Origin of the sequence: Streptomyces gamaensis (genome assembly GCF_042656465.1) — a bacterium.
Classification (GTDB): domain Bacteria; phylum Actinomycetota; class Actinomycetes; order Streptomycetales; family Streptomycetaceae; genus Streptomyces; species Streptomyces gamaensis.
The window spans coordinates 249402-265004 of sequence record NZ_JBHSPB010000009.1; the positions used below are offsets into that span (position 1 = coordinate 249402).

The following is a 15603-nucleotide window of genomic DNA, read 5'->3' on the forward strand; positions in this document are numbered from 1 at the left end:
GACTGGCCCCTATCAGTCCCTTGGTTTTCCGCTTGGTACCGGTCAGTCCCATTCGAGGCCGCCGCGGCGCCAGACATAGGCGTAGGCGACGAAGACGGTGAGCACGAAGAGGAGCATCTCCACGAGCCCGAACAGGCCCAGGGCGTCGAAGGTGACGGCCCAGGGGTAGAGGAAGACGATCTCGATGTCGAAGACGATGAAGAGCATCGCCGTCAGGTAGTACTTGATCGGGAAGCGCCCGCCGCCCGCGGGGTGCGGGGTCGGCTCGATGCCGCACTCGTAGGCTTCGAGCTTGGCGCGGTTGTACTTCTTGGGCCCGATGCGTGCGGCCATGACCACGGAGAAGACCGCGAAGGCCGCCCCGAGGGCCCCCAGTACGAGGATGGGCGCGTAGGCGTTCACCGTCCTCGCTCCTTCCTTCCGGTGGACTGCTTGAGCAACGACGTCTGCCGCTCGCCGGGGAAGATCACCGACATGTGAGGCAGTTCACAAGCCCGGGTCGAGCGCATCCTATGCCCGTCGGCCTGTGATCTGCGACACGGGGTACGCGACCGCGTTTGTGATCTCCACCACCTGACGCGCGATCACCGCGCCAAACAGGGGCGATCTTCTTACTCGAAGCGCCCGGGTGATCACCAGAGGTGATATGTGAGGACGTGACCGCTGGTCGAGGGCGCCTTGCGGGGGTGCGGCACTATCAAGACATGGCCCGTGCACGCAAATTGGCGCGCGTTGCCGTCAACTGCTAGCGGCCGACAGCCCACTGAGGAGGGATCCGCCGGCAGCGGCCTTGATCCCCGCTCCGCGCTTTCCTTCACGAGCCCTTCCCGAGCGGGGTACGGGCGCGGCCCGGCGTGAGGTATCCCACGGGACCCGCGGGCCCGGAGGGCGCCGGGCGGCGAGGTCTCGACCCGGGCAGCCGAAAAGTGATAGGCGCCCGGAGACTTCCGCCCAGGACGCAAAACCCGTGATGAGACGCATGATCACGACTTATGGGACGTCAGCTCCGGTCGCCCGGCGGCGCCCTGAGGGCCCGTTTTGAGGCGAGTACACGCCAATCGTGACGGACACCACGTTTATTGATCTCAACCTGCGGCGCCTGATAGCCGTTGGGGCATGTCCTCGAACGCGCACATAACCAGCCGCCGGAAGCACCGCCGCCCGACCCCGTCCTGGGTCATGCGCGCGGGTGTCGCCGGCGGCGTTCTCAGCACGCTCGCGGTGACCGGCGCGGCCTCCCCCGCCACCGCCGCCGAGAAGCCCACCGAGACGAGCATGGAGATGCCGGCGCTGGGCGCGATGCTCGCCAGCTCCATCGCGCAGAGCGCCGCGGCCACCCAGCAGGTCGCCTTCGACCACCAGGTCAGCGCGCAGCAGGACGAGGCCGACCGCGCCGCCGAGGAGGCCGCGAAGACGGCCCGGGACGAGGCCGACCGCAAGGCCGAGGCCGAGCGGAAGGCCGCCGAGGCCAAGGAGAAGCGCGAGGCCGAGGAGGCCGCCCGCGCCGCGCGTGACGCCGAGCGCACCGCGCTGAACGCGTCGTCCGACGACGACTCCTCGAAGTCCTCGTCCTCCTCCTCTTCTTCGAAGTCCTCCTCCTCTTCGAAGTCGTCGTCCTCCTCGTCCTCGTCGTCTTCCTCGTCCTCCTCCAGCTCGAAGAAGAGCTCCTCCAGCGCGACCGGCAACACCGCGACGCTGCTCTCCTTCCTCCAGGCGCAGGTCGGCAAGGCGTACGTGATGGGCTCGTCCGGCCCGTCCGCCTACGACTGCTCCGGCCTGATCCAGGCGGCCTACAAGCAGATCGGCGTGGAGCTGCCGCGCGTCTCGCAGGACCAGTCCACGGCCGGCACCGCGGTGTCGCTGAGCAACCTGCAGGCCGGCGACATCCTCTACTGGGGCTCGGCGGGCAGCGCGTACCACGTCGCCGTCTACATCGGCGGCGGCAAGTTCATCGGCGCGCAGAACCCCAGCACCGGCGTGGTCGAGCGGGACATGAGCTACTCCCCGCCCTCGGGTGCCGTCCGCGTCCTGTGACGTCCGGGCGCTCCGCGCACGACGGAAGGGCCGCCATCCCTCGCGGGGTGGCGGCCCTTTTTCGTACGCGGGGCCCGACCGCAACTCCCCCCGCTGTACGAGCCCTGGCCGACCGGATGCCCTGCCCCCCGTCGAACTTGCGCAGGGCACCCGTCGGCTGACCGGTCCCCGGTCGCTGCCGGGTCCCCCGTGACCGGTACTTGAAGTGTGCGAGCGCGCGGCCCCCGGGACAACACCCTTCGGGCACAGCCGAATCCGGGCGGCCTCGAAGCGAAGATGGCCAGAACCGCACACCCGGCTGTCCGCTTCTGCGCGTTACCTTCGGGCCAGGCGCACACCAGGAGCGCCGGACCGGAGACCACTGTGCTGCGTATCCACTTCGGCCCCGAGGACCTGGGCCGGGTCCGGCTCGCCCCCGGCCCCGACCCGCTCGCGGAGGCCGCGCTGAGCCTGCCCGTCCTGCAGAGCCGGGACATGGGCGGCCTCGGCCTGGACGGCTGGCGGCGGCGCACCCGGCGCGAGCTCACCCCCGTCACCCGGCCCGCGCTGGAGCTGGCCCCGCCCGGGCTCGGCGAGTACCTGCCGGAGGCCTTCCTGCGCGGCGGGGGCACCAGTTCGCTGGAGCAGAGCCTGGAGTGCGTGTGGAGCCTGCCGCAGCCCATCTGGTCGGCGGAGCTGGAGTGCGCGCTGGAGTACCGGCCCGTCCCGCGCTGGTTCGGCGAACTCCACACCTGCGAGCGGGAGATCGTACGGCTCGTCGACCGCGCCTTCCGCGCGTACTACGACACCGCCATCGCCCCCTACTGGTCACAGATCACGGCCTGCGTCGCGGCGGACCGCACCCGCCGCATCCGGCTGGCCGCCGAGCACGGCGTGGAGCACCTGCTGGCCACCCTGAACCCCACCGTGCGCTGGGAACCGCCGGTCCTGCACGTGCCCTGCATGCACGGCACGGGCTTCCACACCGACTACCACGACGTCTACCTCAACGGGCGGGGCCTGACCCTGACCCCGTCGTTCTTCTGGCCGCACCCGACGGCCCGCGCCGACAGCGCGGACCCCGGCCGGCCGATCGACCTGTGCTACCCGGTCGCGCTGGAACTGGCCACGTACCAGTCGGTGCTCTCCCCGGGCGACGGCGGCGAGAAGGACCGCGTCGGCCAGCTGACCGCGCTGCTGGGCCGCACCCGCGCCCGGGTGCTGGAGGAGGCCGCCGCCGGGTGCAGCACCGTCGAACTGGCCCGCCGCGCCGGGGTGTCGCCCGCCTCGGCCAGCGAGCACGCGACGGTGCTGCGGGAGGCGGGGCTGGTCATGACGCGACGGGAGGGACCGGCGGTGCGGCACTCGCTCACCCCGCTGGGCCTCGCCCTGCTCAACGGCGTGGCGTGAGCAGGGCGGTCAACTGCGTGGCGTGAGAGGGGCGGTCACGCCTTCGGCGCGACCTTCGACAGGCCGTTGATGACGCGGTCCATCGCGTCCCCGCCGGAGGGGTCCGTCAGGTTCGCGAGCATCTTCAGCGTGAAACGCATCAGCACCGGGTGCGACAGCCCGCGCTGCGCACCGATCTTCATGACCCGGGGGTTGCCGATGAGCTTCACGAAGGCGCGGCCGAGGGTGTAGTAGCCGCCGTAGGTGTCCTTGAGGACCTTCGGGTAGCGCGCGAGGGCCAGCTCGCGCCCCGCGTACGAGCCGCGGGCGTGCGCCTGCACGATCACGTCGGCGGCGATCTGCCCGGACTCCATGGCGTAGGCGATGCCCTCGCCGTTGAACGGGTTGACCATGCCGCCCGCGTCACCGACGAGCAACAGGCCGCGCGTGTAGTGGGGTTGGCGGTTGAAGGCCATCGGAAGGGCGGCGCCGCGGATGGGGCCCGTCATGTTCTCGGGGGTGTAGCCCCAGTCCTCGGGCATGGAGGCGCACCACGCCTTGAGGACCTCGCGCCAGTCGAGCTCCTTGAAGGACTCGGAGGTGTTGAGGACGCCGAGGCCGACGTTGCTCGTGCCGTCGCCCATGCCGAAGATCCAGCCGTAGCCGGGCAGCAGCCGCTCCTGCCCGCCGCGCCGGTCCCACAGCTCCAGCCAGGACTCCAGGTAGTCGTCGTCGTGGCGCGGGGAGGTGAAGTAGGTGCGCACGGCGACGCCCATGGGACGGTCCTCGCGCCGGTGCAGGCCCATCCCCAGCGACAGCCGCGAGGAGTTGCCGTCGGCGGCGACGACGAGCGGGGCGTGGAAGGTGACGGGCACCTTCTCCTCGCCCAGCTTCGCGTGCACCCCGCTGATCCGGCCCGTGCGCCCGTCGATCACGGGCGCGCCGACGTTGCAGCGCTCGTACAGGCGCGCGCCCGCCTTCTGCGCGGCGCGGGCGAGCTGCTCGTCGAAGTCGTCGCGCTTGCGCACGAGTCCGTAGTCGGGGAAGGAGGCGAGCTCGGGCCAGTCGAGCTGCAGCCGGTGGCCGCCGCCGATGATGCGCAGGCCCTTGTTGCGCAGCCAGCCCGCTTCCTCGGAGATGTCGATGCCCATCGCGACGAGCTGCTTGACGGCGCGCGGGGTCAGGCCGTCGCCGCACACCTTCTCGCGCGGGAACGCCGTCTTCTCCAGCAGCAGCACGTCCAGCCCGGCCTTCGCCAGGTGGTAGGCGGCCGCCGAGCCGGCCGGGCCGGCCCCGACGACGATCACGTCCGCGGTGCGCCCGGAGGCGGCGTCCGCCGGATCCATCGGTTCCATCGGAGCGGTCGGCTCGGTCACGGCGGGATCTCCCGGGGCGTCGAGGGGATGCGTGCGCCGGACGGGCGGCCGGGCACCGGACATCGGTCAGTGTATGGGGGCGCGGTGGAGCACCGGCGCGGCGGGCACGCCCCCGCTCCCGGCCGCCGCCGGGGCGCCGTACGGGGCGCTGTGGAGGGCGCTGGAAGGGGCGCGCGCCGCGCTCACCCGGCGGGCTTCGTCCCCCGGTGCAGTGCCACGATCCCGCCGGTGAGATTGCGCCACGCGACGTCCCTCCAGCCGGCCGCCTGCAGCCGCGCGGCGAGCGCGGGCTGGTCGGGCCAGTCGCGGATCGACTCGGCGAGGTAGACGTAGGCGTCCGGGTTGCTGCTGACGGCGCGGGCGACCGGCGGCAGGGCGCGCATCAGGTACTCGCTGTAGACCGTGCGGAACGGCGCCCAGGCCGGGGTGGAGAACTCGCAGATCACCACTCGCCCGCCGGGCCTCGTCACGCGCAGCATCTCGCGCAGCGCGGCGTCCGTCTCGCGCACGTTGCGCAGCCCGAAGGAGATCGTCACGGTGTCGAACACGCCGTCCGCGAAGGGGAGTCGCGTCGCGTCACCGGCGGCGAACGGCATCCATGGCTGCCGCTTGCGGCCCTCGCGCAGCATGCCGACGGAGAAGTCGCAGGGCACCACGTACGCGCCGGCGGCGGCGAACGGCATCGAGGACGTGCCCGTACCGGCCGCGAGGTCGAGCACCTTCTGCCCCGGGCGCGCGTCCACGGCCCGGGCGACCGCCTTGCGCCACAGCCGGGCCTGGCCGAGCGAGAGCACGTCGTTGGTCAGGTCGTACTTGGCCGCCACGTCGTCGAACATCGCGGCGACTTCGTGCGGCTGCTTGTCCAGGGATGCTCGGGTCACTCCCCCATTGTTCACCCCGGTCCGTTCCCCGGGGCACCCGGGTCGCAGGCGGCGCCGGGCGCCGCGAAGCTGGACGGGGACGGCCCGCCGGTGAGTCCCGCCCCGCGATGCCGACTGCGCCACTCCCGGGAACCCCCGTTCCCCCGGGACTCCGCCGGCCCCCCGCCCCGTCCGCCCCCTCGCGGACCGGCGTCACTCCGGCAGTCGCGCGTCCTTGTGGCCCGCCGGCGTCACGCCGGTCGTCCGGGCCCTCCACAGTACGCATCGCGAGGCGGCCCGGACGGCCGTCCCCGCACCGCTCATCCTGGCGGACCGGAAGGGCGTCCCCCGCTTGTGTTGACACCGCCCTGACGAAGATCGCCACCGCTTTGACGCATCCCTGACGGCCGGATTCCGGCGGGGAGTTCAGCGCCGGCGGTGCACCAGCCGCCCGTCGAGGACGGTGGCGAGCGCGCTCCCGTCGTCGGCGAACACCGCGAAGTCGGCGGGCCCGGGGACGGCCAGCGCGCGCGGCCCGGCCGGCGGGCCGGGCAGCACACGGATGCCGGAGCGCTCGACGGCCGTCCGCACGGCGGGGTGGGCGAACGGACCGGACAGCGCGGTGGTGCCCGCCGCCAGCAGCCGCTGCAGCCCGCGCCGGGCACTCCAGCCCCAGCGGGCCTCGCTCATCCCCAGCGCGGCGAGCGCGTCCCCGGTGAGCGGGGCGGTGCCCAGCTCGTCCGCCTCCTGCGGGTCGGGGTAGTAGGCGGTCTCCAACAGGACGGGCGCGTACGGCTCGTACCGTCCGGGCGCGAGCACGCCGTCCCACTCGCGCACGCGCGCGTGCCCGCCGGCTGCCGCCCGTACCTCCTCGTACGGGCCGGCGGCGGTCAGCAGCGCGCCGGTGACGGCCACGGCCCAGTCCGGGTGCTGTTCGCCGTCCTCGGTCAGGCGCACCGCGCGCGCCCGGTGGACCGTGGTCACGGCCGTCAGCGGGCGTCGAGGAGCTTGAGCTCCGGGTGCGCGGTGCCGCCCTCGATCGCCGTGGAGGACAGGTGGGAGACGACGCGCTCGTCGACCGGGTCGGCCGCCGGGTCCTCGTGCACCAGCAGGTGCTCGTAGGTGGTGGACCGCTGCGCGGGCACCCGGCCCGCGTTGCGGATGAGGTGCACGAGCTCGGCGAGGTTGGAGCGGTGCTTGGCGCCGGCGGAGGAGACCACGTTCTCCTCCAGCATGATCGAGCCGAGGTCGTCCGCGCCGTAGTGCAGCGACAGCTGGCCGATCTCCTTGCCCGTGGTCAGCCACGAGCCCTGGATGTGCGCGACGTTGTCGAGGAACAGCCGCGCCACGGCGATCATGCGCAGGTACTCGAAGATCGTGGCCTGGGTACGGCCCTTGAGCACGTTGTTCTGCGGCTGGTAGGTGTACGGGATGAAGGCGCGGAAGCCGCCCGTGCGGTCCTGCACGTCGCGGATCATCCGCAGGTGCTCGATCCGCTCGGCGTTGGTCTCGCCCGTGCCCATGAGCATCGTGGAGGTCGACTCGACGCCCAGGCTGTGGGCGATCTCCATGATCTCCAGCCAGCGCTCGCCGGACTCCTTGAGCGGGGCGATGGCCTTGCGCGGCCGCTGCGGCAGCAGCTCGGCGCCGGCGCCCGCGAAGGAGTCCAGTCCGGCGGCGTGGATCCGGCGGATCGCCTCCTCGGCGCTCACGCCCGAGATCCGCGCCATGTGCTCGACCTCGGAGGCGCCGAGGGAGTGGATGACGAGCTGCGGGAACTCCTTCTTGATCGCCGCGAAGTGCTCCTCGTAGTACTCCACGCCGAAGTCGGGGTGGTGCCCGCCCTGGAACATGATCTGGGTGCCGCCGAGTTCGACGGTCTCCGCGCAGCGGCGCAGGATGTCGTCCAGGCCGCGCACCCACACCTTGTCGCTCTTCGGCGGCGCGTAGAACGCGCAGAACTTGCACGCCGTGACGCACGAGTTGGTGTAGTTGATGTTGCGCTCGATGATGTACGTCGCGATGTGCTCGGTCCCCGCGTAGCGCTTGCGGCGCACGGCGTCGGCGGCGGCGCCCAGCGCGTGCAGCGGCGCGGAGCGGTAGAGCTCCAGCGCCTCCTCCGGGGTGATCCGGCCGCCGCCCGCGGCACGGTCGAGGACGGGCTGCAGATCGGCGCTCTCGCTCACCGGGCGTCCCTTCGGAGGGGGTTCGACACGACCGGTTCAGCCTACGCCAGCCGCCTGCGGCGGGGTGCGCAGGCCCTGACGGGCGGCACGTACGGGGCCTACGGCCCCGGGGGCGGCGGGACGAGGTGCCGCGGCCCCCGGGGACCGGCCGTCGCGCCCCGGCGGACCCGGAACGCCCCGGGCTCCGGTGCCGCCCGCACGGGCACGGCGCGCTCCCGGCCGTCGGCGCGCCCGCGCGCCCCCCGCGCTCCTGATGATTGTCGGCCTATGACTCAATTCACGGCTGTCCCCAGGAACCCGCGCCCCGGCTTCCGTCATCCCCAAGGGCGGAAAGAACCGTCATGTCCTTCGGGGCAGCAGCATCATCCGGAGCGACGCGATGACGCACACTTCCGGGGCCTACCGGTCCCAGGGCCACCGGCGTGCTTCCCGTGCCAAACGATGGGTTCTGGTCGTGGCGTCCATAGCCGCGCTCGGCCTGATCGCCTGGCCGGTCATGAGCTACTTCGAGATACCCCCCTTCACGGACAAGGGGAAGCCGGTCAGCTTCGGGCAGCCGGCGGCGGCCGGCGGCGGCCAGGCGGGCGGCACCGGCGGCGAGGCGGCCGACTCCAAGACCCTGATGCCCACCGGCCCGCAGGCCGACTTCCGCGTCGCGAACACGCTCTCCGACGGCACGAAGATCGGCGTCGTGACGCTCACCGGCAAGAAGTCCGGCTTCACCGGCAAGGTGTGGGTGTGGGCCCCGAAGCAGTACGACGACCCCAAGTACGCGAACGCCGGCTTCCCGGTGATGGTCGCGCTGCCCGGCGGCGCGGGCTGGCCGAGCAACTACTGGATGGGCACGGACCTCAAGCTCCAGGACTCCGTCTCCAAGTGGTCGCAGGAGGGCAAGTCCCTGCCGTTCCTGCTGGCGATGCCGGTGCTCAACCCGGACGACAAGCACTACTACGACGGCAGTGACATCCCCGGCCAGCCGAAGATGGGCACCTGGCTCACCGAGGACGTGCCGGACCTGATGAAGGCCAACTTCCGCACCCTGAAGTCCCGTGACGGCTGGGCCTTCATGGGCTCCTCCTCCGGCGGCTTCTCCGGCCTGAAGGCCGTGCTCAAGCACCCGGACAGGTTCAAGGCCGTGATCGCCTCCGGCCCGGACATCGTCCCGGACTCCCCGCTGTGGAACGGCCACGACAAGGAGAAGCAGGAGAACAACCCGCAGGTCCTGGCCAAGCAGCTCATCGACCGCAAGGGCCCGGACGTCTACCTCGCCTTCCAGGTCGGCACCAAGGAGCCGGCCACGGTGATGAACCAGGTCAAGCAGTTCCAGGCGCAGTACGGGCACGGGCCGGTGCACACGATGCTGCGGGAGATCCCCGGCGGCTCGCACAACGCGCACACCTACGTGCCGAGCATGGGCGAGGGCCTGATCCAGTTCATCAGCAAGCAGATGGAGGGCCCCGAGGGCTTCAAGCTCTCGGTCTGACCAGCTCCCGGTCCGACCCGGGAAGGCGGGGGCGCGGCGCAATAGGCGCCGCGCCCCCGCCTTTTGGCGCGCTCCGGCGCGCAACGGCGGTCAGGCGCCCAGCAGTTCCACCCTCACATCGGCCGGGAAGCCCGTCGTCGGTCCGACGCGGCGCGCGAACTCCGTGACGCCCGCGAGCTGACCGGGCCCGAAGCGGAAGTCCAGGGTCGTGAAGTAGCGCTCCAGCAGCCGCTGGTCGAAGGCCTCCCAGCGCGCGGCCTGTTCGGCGACCTTGGCGACCTCCTCCAGGGACAGGTCCCGGGAGGCCAGGAAGGCCTCGTGCACCTTGGAGACCAGGCGCGGCTCACGGGCCAGGTAGTCGCGGCGCACGGCCCACACGGCGAAGACGAACGGCAGCCCCGTCCAGTCCTTCCACATCTGCCCCAGGTCGTGGACTTCGAGGCCCAGCCGGGGCGCGTCGTGCAGCGAGGCGCGCAGCGCGGCGTCGCCGATCAGCACGGCCGCGTCCGCCTCCCGCATCATCAGGCCCAGATCCGGCGGGCAGCGGTAGTAGTCGGGCGCCACGTGGTAGCGCTCGGCGAGCAGCAGCTGCGCCAGGCGGACGGAGGTGCGCGAGGTGGAGCCGAGCGCGACGCGCGCCCCGTCCAGCTGCTCCAGCGGCCGCTGCGAGACGATCACGCAGGACATCACGGGGCCGTCGCAGCCCACGGCGATGTCCGGCAGCGCGACGAGGTCGTCGGCGTTGCGCAGGAACTCCACGAGCGTGACGGGGGCGATGTCGAGCTCGCCGTCGATCAGCTGCTCGCTGAGCTTCTCCGGGGTGTCCTTGGTGAGCTCCAGGTCCAGCAGGGTGCCGGTCCGGGCGAGGCCCCAGTACAGGGGGAGGCAGTTGAGGAACTGGATGTGGCCGACCCGGGGTCGGCTGCGGAGCCGGCCGTGCGGATCGGGCGAGGTCGCTACGACAGAGGCTGAATTGTCCACATCCGGAGGCTAGCCCCGCGCCCGGAGGGTCCGGCGGGCGGGGTCCCGGGACGGTGCCGGGCCTGACGGGCGATCTTTTCCGGCTCCGCCACGCCGAAAACCATCCGACAGCGTGATCTTCAACTCTTTCCCCGTGAGAAGCCAGCGTGCTACGCTCGGCGCAAGTTGCAGTTTGGTTTCCCTTGCAGTACAGAGCCTGCGGAGCATGTGACCCGCAGGCTTTTGTAGTTTTCAGACTTCTCGCAGGTTCTGGAGCAGGGCAACCCTTTGGCCCAAGGAGGGCTTATGGCTACCGGAACCGTGAAGTGGTTCAACGCTGAAAAGGGCTTTGGCTTCATCGCCCAGGACGGCGGGGGCCCCGACGTCTTCGTCCACTACTCCGCGATCAACGCTGCCGGGTTCCGCTCCCTGGAGGAGAACCAGCAGGTCGAGTTCGACGTCACGCAGGGTCCGAAGGGCCCGCAGGCGGAGAACGTCACCCCCAAGTAGTGATCACGGGCCCCCGGGCCCGCGACACCCTGTGGGTGACCGTTCGCGGTCGACGCTGTACCCAAGGAGCCCCGCCCCTGCGTCACGCAGGGGCGGGGCTCCTGCCTTTCCGGCACCGGTTCTTATCGCCGAACATCACCACAGAACGCCCTCACGGAACGCCCCCACAGAACGTCCCTTTTCTTTTACTTTTCTTTCATGTCTGCTCATAAAGTGCATTGATCTCGATCGCGTACCGTTCGGCGATCATGGAGCGGCGCAGTTTCAGCGTGGGCGTGAGCGTTCCGTCCGCGACGCTGAAGTCCTCGTCGAGGATTTCGAACGCGCGAATCCGGGAGGGTCCGGAGAGCCGGCCGTTCGCGTCCGCCACGGCCCGCTCGCACAGCGCCCGCACCGCCGGGTGCCGGCCCGGGCGCGGCCCCAGGGCCAGCCCCTCCCGCTCCGCCCAGGCCGCGAGCTCCGGCACGTCCAGGGTGAGCAGCGCCACCGGGTACGGGCGGCGGTCGCCCACCATGACCGCCCGGGAGATCCACCGGGACTGCTGCAGCGCGAACTCCGTCAGCGTCGGCGTGAGGTTCTTGCCGCCGGAGGTGATGATCAGGTCCTTCTTGCGGCCGGTGATGCTCAGGTAACCGTCCGCGTCCAGGGCGCCCAGGTCCCCCGTGTGCAGCCAGCCCTCGGCGTCGAGTGCCTTTTGCGCGGTGGCGGCCGGGTTCGCGTGGTAGCCGGCGAAGACGCCCGGGCCGCGGGCCAGGACCTCGCCGTCCGCCGCGATCCGCACCTCGCAGCCCGGCACGGCCCGGCCGACCGTCCCGTACCGCACGGCCCCCGGGTGGTTCATGGTGATCACCCCGGAGGCCTCGGTCATGCCGTAGCCCTCGAAGACGGGGACGCCGCACGCGCGCAGGAAGTCCAGCGTCTGCCGGGCGATCGGGGCGGCCCCGGTCAGCGCCCACCGCAGCCGCCCGCCCAGGGCCGCCCGTACCGGCGCGTACAGCAGCTCCTCCGCCTCCTGCCACACCGCGCGCAGCCCCGCCGGGATCCCCTCGCCGCGCTCGCGCGCCTCCGCCACGGCGACGCCGACGCGCACCGCCTCCGCGAAGCGGGCGGCCCCCTCGGGCCCCCGCCGCTCCGCGAGCGAGCGGGCCGTCGCGTGCACCTTCTCGAACAGGCGCGGAACGGACGGCAGATGCGTGGGCCGTACCTCGGCCAGCTCGCCGACGACGTCCTCCATCCGCCCGCCGAAACAGCACAGCGTCGCGCCCTTGACCAGTGCCGCGACCTCCACGAGCTGCGCGTAGACGTGGGCGAGCGGCAAGTACAGGTACATGACGTCGCCGGGCCCGCCGCCGAGGAGACCGGAGGTGGCGTCGTCGGCGCGCGTGACGTTGCCGTGCGTGAGCCGGCAGCCCTTGGGCAGGCCGGTGGTGCCGGACGTGTAGACGATCGCGCACAGATCGTCGTCCTCGACGGAGCGCGCCCGCGCGAGCAGTTCGGACAGGGGCGTGCGGTGCGCGGGGAGCTCGTCGAGGGTGAGCAGCCGCTCCGGGGAGTCCGGCACGGCGCCCCGGGCCGCGCCGGAGCCGGTACGCGCGCCGGAAGCCGCGCCGAGGCCGCCGCCCGCACCGGAAGCCGAGCCCGAGCCGGTGCCGGAGCCGGAGACACCGCCCGCGCCGGAAGCCGCACCCGCCCCCACGCCGGGACCGCCGCCCGCGCCGGAAGCCGCGTCCGCGCCGGGGGCCGTGGCTGGCTCCCGGTCCCCTCGCCCGTCGCCCTCCCCCGTCCGTTCCATCAGCACCACATGCCGCAACCCCGGCAGCCTGCCGCGCAGTTGCAGCACCCGTGCCGCCTGGGCCTCGTTCTCGCAGACGGCCAGGACCGCGCCCGAGTCGCCCAGGACCCAGGCCAGTTCGTCCTCGCCCGCCGTCGGGTAGACGGGGACGGCCGCGGCGCCCGCCGCGAGCGCGCCGAGGTGGGCGCGGATCCACTCCGGGCGGGTCTCGGCCAGGATCGCCACCCGGTCGCCGGGGGCGGTCCCGAGCGCCATCAGGCCGCGCCCCGCGGCCCGTACGGACGCGCGCAGACTGTCGTAGCGGAGGTCCGACCAGCCGCCGTCGCGGCGCCGGAAGCGCACCGCGGGCCGCTCTCCGTACCGCTCCGCCGCCCACTCCGCGAGTACGGCCAGCGTGCCGGGTCGTTGCCGCATGAAGCCTCCAGGTGTGCCGGTACGGGTACACGAGCGCGCACGACGCTAGAGCGCGGCCGCGGCGGCCGCGCAGGACCGGAACGGTCAGCGCCGCTGACCCCGGCGCTCAATGCGGCTACCGTGCACGCATGGACGGGCGCACGATCACCGTGCACCACGTGCGGGCCGCGCTCGGCGGCGCGCGGCGGCTCGGCCTGGACACCGTGCCGCTGCTGCAGGCCGCCCGGATCCCGCCGCTGCTCCTCGGCGACGACCGGGCACGGGTGACGCCCGTGCAGTTCTCGGGGCTGATCGACGGCGTGCGCCGGGCGACCGGCGACGAGTTCCTGGGGCTCGCGCCGGCGCCCAGCCGCTGCGGCACGTTCGCCATGATGTGCTACGCGTGCGTGGGCTGCGCCGACCTGGGCGGCGCGGTGGAGCGCGCCACACGCTTCTACGGGCTGTTCCCCGGCGGGCCCGAGCTCGCGCTCGAACGGCGCGGCCCCGACGCGGTGTTCACCGTCCGCAACGATCTGCGGGGCTTCGCGGAGGAGTACTTCCTCGCCCAGTGCCTCGTGGTGGTCTGGCACCGGCTGGCGAGCTGGTTCATCGGCCGCCGGCTCCCCCTGCGCTGGGCCGGGTTCGCGCATCCCGCGCCGCCGTACGCCGACGAGTACGCGCCGCTGCTGGGCTGCCCGGTGCGGTTCGGCGCGGAGCGCACCGGCGCCGGCTTCGACCCGGAGTGGCTCGCGGCGCCGGTCGTCCGGGACGAGTCCGGGCTGAGGGAGCTGCTGCGGCGCACCCCGGCGGAGCTGATCGGCCGGGGCGAGGACACCATGACGCTCGCCGAGCAGGTCCGCGAGGCGCTCGTACGGGCGCTGCGCGGCGGCCGCGAGGCCCGGCTGCCCGAACTGGACCGGCTGGCCGCGCGGTTCGCGGTGAGCCAGGCCACGCTGCGCCGCCGGCTGAACGAGGAGGGCACCTCCTACCGCCGGCTGAAGGACCAGGTGCGGCGGGAAGCGGCGCTCGCCGGGCTGTCCGAGGGCCGCGAGCCCATCGCCCACCTCGCGGCCCGCCTGGGCTTCTCCGAGGACACGGCCTTCCACCGGGCGTTCCGCCGCTGGACGGGCACGACGCCGGGCGCGTTCCGGCGGGCGGCGCGGGCGGAACAGGCCCCGGGGGTTCCGCCCCGGGCCCCCGCGCTCCGGCGCACGGCAGCACGCGCCCCGCTCCCCGGCCACCCCACGGGCAGCCTTCTGCGGGGCCGGGACTGACGGGTCAGGAAACCTGCGCGTTCCGGTCAGGTGTCCGCTGACTCTCCGGTCACTACGGTCTCCGCCAACTGACCGGCACCACTGGAGAGTCGGGAGAGCCGCACATGCACCTTCCGCACCTGCCACGCATGCCACGCCCGCCACACCTGCGCGCGACAGCCGTCGCCGCCGTCCTCGCGCTCCTCGCCGCGTTCGGGACCGCGGCCGCGGGGGCCGCCGAGAGAGCCGGTGGCGCCCCCGGCGAGATCGTCAGCGCCACCCCCACCTCCTTCCACCCGCTGCCCGGCCAGCCCACCAACACCCGGGCCTGGCACGTCGTCTACCGCTCGACGACCGCGAAGGGCGCCCCGAACACCGTCGCCGGCACCGTGATCGTCCCCCGGGACGGACGCACGGGGCCGCGCCCGCTGATCACCTACGCCGTGGGCACGGTCGGTCTGGGCCACCAGTGCGCGCCCTCGGCCGGCTTCCCCTACGGGACGACCGTGGAGGCCAACCTCATCCAGCTGCTGACCCTGCGCGGCTGGGCCGTCGCCGTCACCGACTACGAGGGCCTGGGCACCCCCGGCACGCACACCTACACCGTCGGCGCGGCCGAGGGGCACGCCGTCCTCGACATGGCACGGGCCGCGCTGCGCCTGCCGCAGGCCGGGCTCGGCCCGGACACGCCCGTCGGCATCATGGGCTACTCCCAGGGCGGGCAGGCCGGTTCGTGGGCCGCCGAGCTGCACGACACGTACGCGCCCGAGCTGGACGTCAAGGGCACCGCGACCGGCGGCGTCCCCGCCGACCTGCTCAAGACCGCCGACTACAACAATGGCGGCATCGGCGCGGGCCTGATCCTGATGGCCGCCGTCGGCCAGGACGCGGCCTACCCCGAACTGCGCCTGGACTCCTACCTCAACGACGAGGGCCGCGCCTACGTCGCGTTCATGAAGCACAACTGCGTGGCGGTCAATACGGCGGCGGCGCTGTTCAAGCGCATCTCCGACGTGACCGTGAGGAACCCGCTGTACGAGCCGGACTGGCAGCGCGTGCTGCGCCTGTCGACCCTGGGCACGCACGCCCCCGACCACCCGGTCTACCTCTACCACGGCGTGATCGACGAGCTCATCCCGTACGCCGTCGGCAAGCAGCTGCGCTCCGACTGGTGCGCCAGGGACGTGAGCGTGCAGTGGACTTCGCTGCCGCTGGGCGAGCACGTGGCCGGAGCGATCGCCGGGGCCGTCCCGGCGGCGGACTGGCTCGCGGAGCGCTTCGCGGGTGAACCCGCCCCGGGCAACTGCGCCGCCGCGTAGGCCGCGTGACGAGGCCCCGCGCCGCCTTTCCGCAGCGGGCGGCGCGGGGCCGTCGGTGCCCTCGCGGGC

13 protein-coding genes are annotated in these 15603 nt (G+C 72.9%); 6 read left to right on the top strand and 7 right to left on the bottom strand.

From position 1 onward, the window contains the following. Window positions 1-42: 42 nt before the first annotated feature. Complete coding sequence (locus ACFP1Z_RS17325) at window positions 43-402, bottom strand: NADH-quinone oxidoreductase subunit A (RefSeq protein WP_390317280.1); 360 nt, start codon at window positions 400-402, stop codon at window positions 43-45. Between the two features lie 714 nt (window positions 403-1116). Between ACFP1Z_RS17325 and ACFP1Z_RS17330 the strand changes: the two genes are divergently transcribed. After that, the gene (locus ACFP1Z_RS17330) at window positions 1117-2034 is read left to right on the top strand and encodes a C40 family peptidase (RefSeq protein WP_390317281.1); all 918 of its coding nucleotides are present in this window, start codon (window positions 1117-1119) and stop codon (window positions 2032-2034) included. 276 nt (window positions 2035-2310) lie between these two features. Beyond that, window positions 2311-3423: an ArsR/SmtB family transcription factor gene (locus ACFP1Z_RS17335; protein WP_390317282.1), complete on the top strand. Its 1113-nt coding sequence runs from the start codon at window positions 2311-2313 to the stop codon at window positions 3421-3423. A 35-nt stretch (window positions 3424-3458) separates the two neighbouring features. On the opposite strand, the gene ACFP1Z_RS17340 is transcribed toward ACFP1Z_RS17335, so the two are convergent. The 4 genes from ACFP1Z_RS17340 to mqnC form a co-directional block, all read right to left on the bottom strand. Further along, window positions 3459-4748 (bottom strand): geranylgeranyl reductase family protein, encoded by a 1290-nt coding sequence (locus ACFP1Z_RS17340; RefSeq protein WP_390317347.1) that lies wholly within the window; start codon window positions 4746-4748, stop codon window positions 3459-3461. Between the two features lie 212 nt (window positions 4749-4960). Further along, window positions 4961-5659: a demethylmenaquinone methyltransferase gene (locus ACFP1Z_RS17345; RefSeq protein ID WP_390317283.1), complete on the bottom strand. Its 699-nt coding sequence runs from the start codon at window positions 5657-5659 to the stop codon at window positions 4961-4963. A gap of 405 nt (window positions 5660-6064) precedes the next feature. Then, a complete protein-coding gene (locus ACFP1Z_RS17350; RefSeq protein WP_390317284.1) occupies window positions 6065-6622 on the bottom strand; it encodes a hypothetical protein in 558 nt (185 codons plus the stop codon). A gap of 5 nt (window positions 6623-6627) precedes the next feature. Further along, window positions 6628-7824, bottom strand: coding sequence for a cyclic dehypoxanthinyl futalosine synthase (mqnC, locus tag ACFP1Z_RS17355; protein WP_390317285.1), 1197 nt, complete (start codon window positions 7822-7824; stop codon window positions 6628-6630). A gap of 379 nt (window positions 7825-8203) precedes the next feature. On the opposite strand from mqnC, the gene ACFP1Z_RS17360 reads away from it, so the two are divergent. Then, window positions 8204-9307 (top strand): alpha/beta hydrolase, encoded by a 1104-nt coding sequence (locus tag ACFP1Z_RS17360; protein ID WP_390317286.1) that lies wholly within the window; start codon window positions 8204-8206, stop codon window positions 9305-9307. 90 nt (window positions 9308-9397) lie between these two features. Here ACFP1Z_RS17360 and ACFP1Z_RS17365 read toward each other — a convergent pair whose 3' ends face one another. Beyond that, on the bottom strand, window positions 9398-10288 hold the full coding sequence (locus ACFP1Z_RS17365; RefSeq protein ID WP_390317287.1) for a menaquinone biosynthetic enzyme MqnA/MqnD family protein: 891 nt from the start codon (window positions 10286-10288) through the stop codon (window positions 9398-9400). A gap of 285 nt (window positions 10289-10573) precedes the next feature. Here ACFP1Z_RS17365 and ACFP1Z_RS17370 point away from each other — a divergent pair, with 285 nt between their 5' ends. Next, window positions 10574-10777 carry a cold-shock protein gene (locus tag ACFP1Z_RS17370; protein WP_390317288.1) on the top strand — a complete coding sequence of 68 codons (204 nt, stop codon included), beginning with the start codon at window positions 10574-10576 and terminating at the stop codon, window positions 10775-10777. Between the two features lie 196 nt (window positions 10778-10973). On the opposite strand, the gene ACFP1Z_RS17375 is transcribed toward ACFP1Z_RS17370, so the two are convergent. Next, the gene (locus ACFP1Z_RS17375) at window positions 10974-12983 is read right to left on the bottom strand and encodes an AMP-dependent synthetase/ligase (protein WP_390317289.1); all 2010 of its coding nucleotides are present in this window, start codon (window positions 12981-12983) and stop codon (window positions 10974-10976) included. Window positions 12984-13111: 128 nt separating this feature from the next. Here ACFP1Z_RS17375 and ACFP1Z_RS17380 point away from each other — a divergent pair, with 128 nt between their 5' ends. Together ACFP1Z_RS17380 and ACFP1Z_RS17385 are read left to right on the top strand one after the other, a co-directional pair. Further along, entirely contained in the window at window positions 13112-14236 is a 1125-nt protein-coding gene (locus ACFP1Z_RS17380; RefSeq protein ID WP_390317291.1) for an AraC family transcriptional regulator, read from the top strand. Between the two features lie 128 nt (window positions 14237-14364). After that, window positions 14365-15534 carry a lipase family protein gene (locus ACFP1Z_RS17385; protein ID WP_390317292.1) on the top strand — a complete coding sequence of 390 codons (1170 nt, stop codon included), beginning with the start codon at window positions 14365-14367 and terminating at the stop codon, window positions 15532-15534. The last annotated feature ends 69 nt before the right edge of the window (window positions 15535-15603 follow it).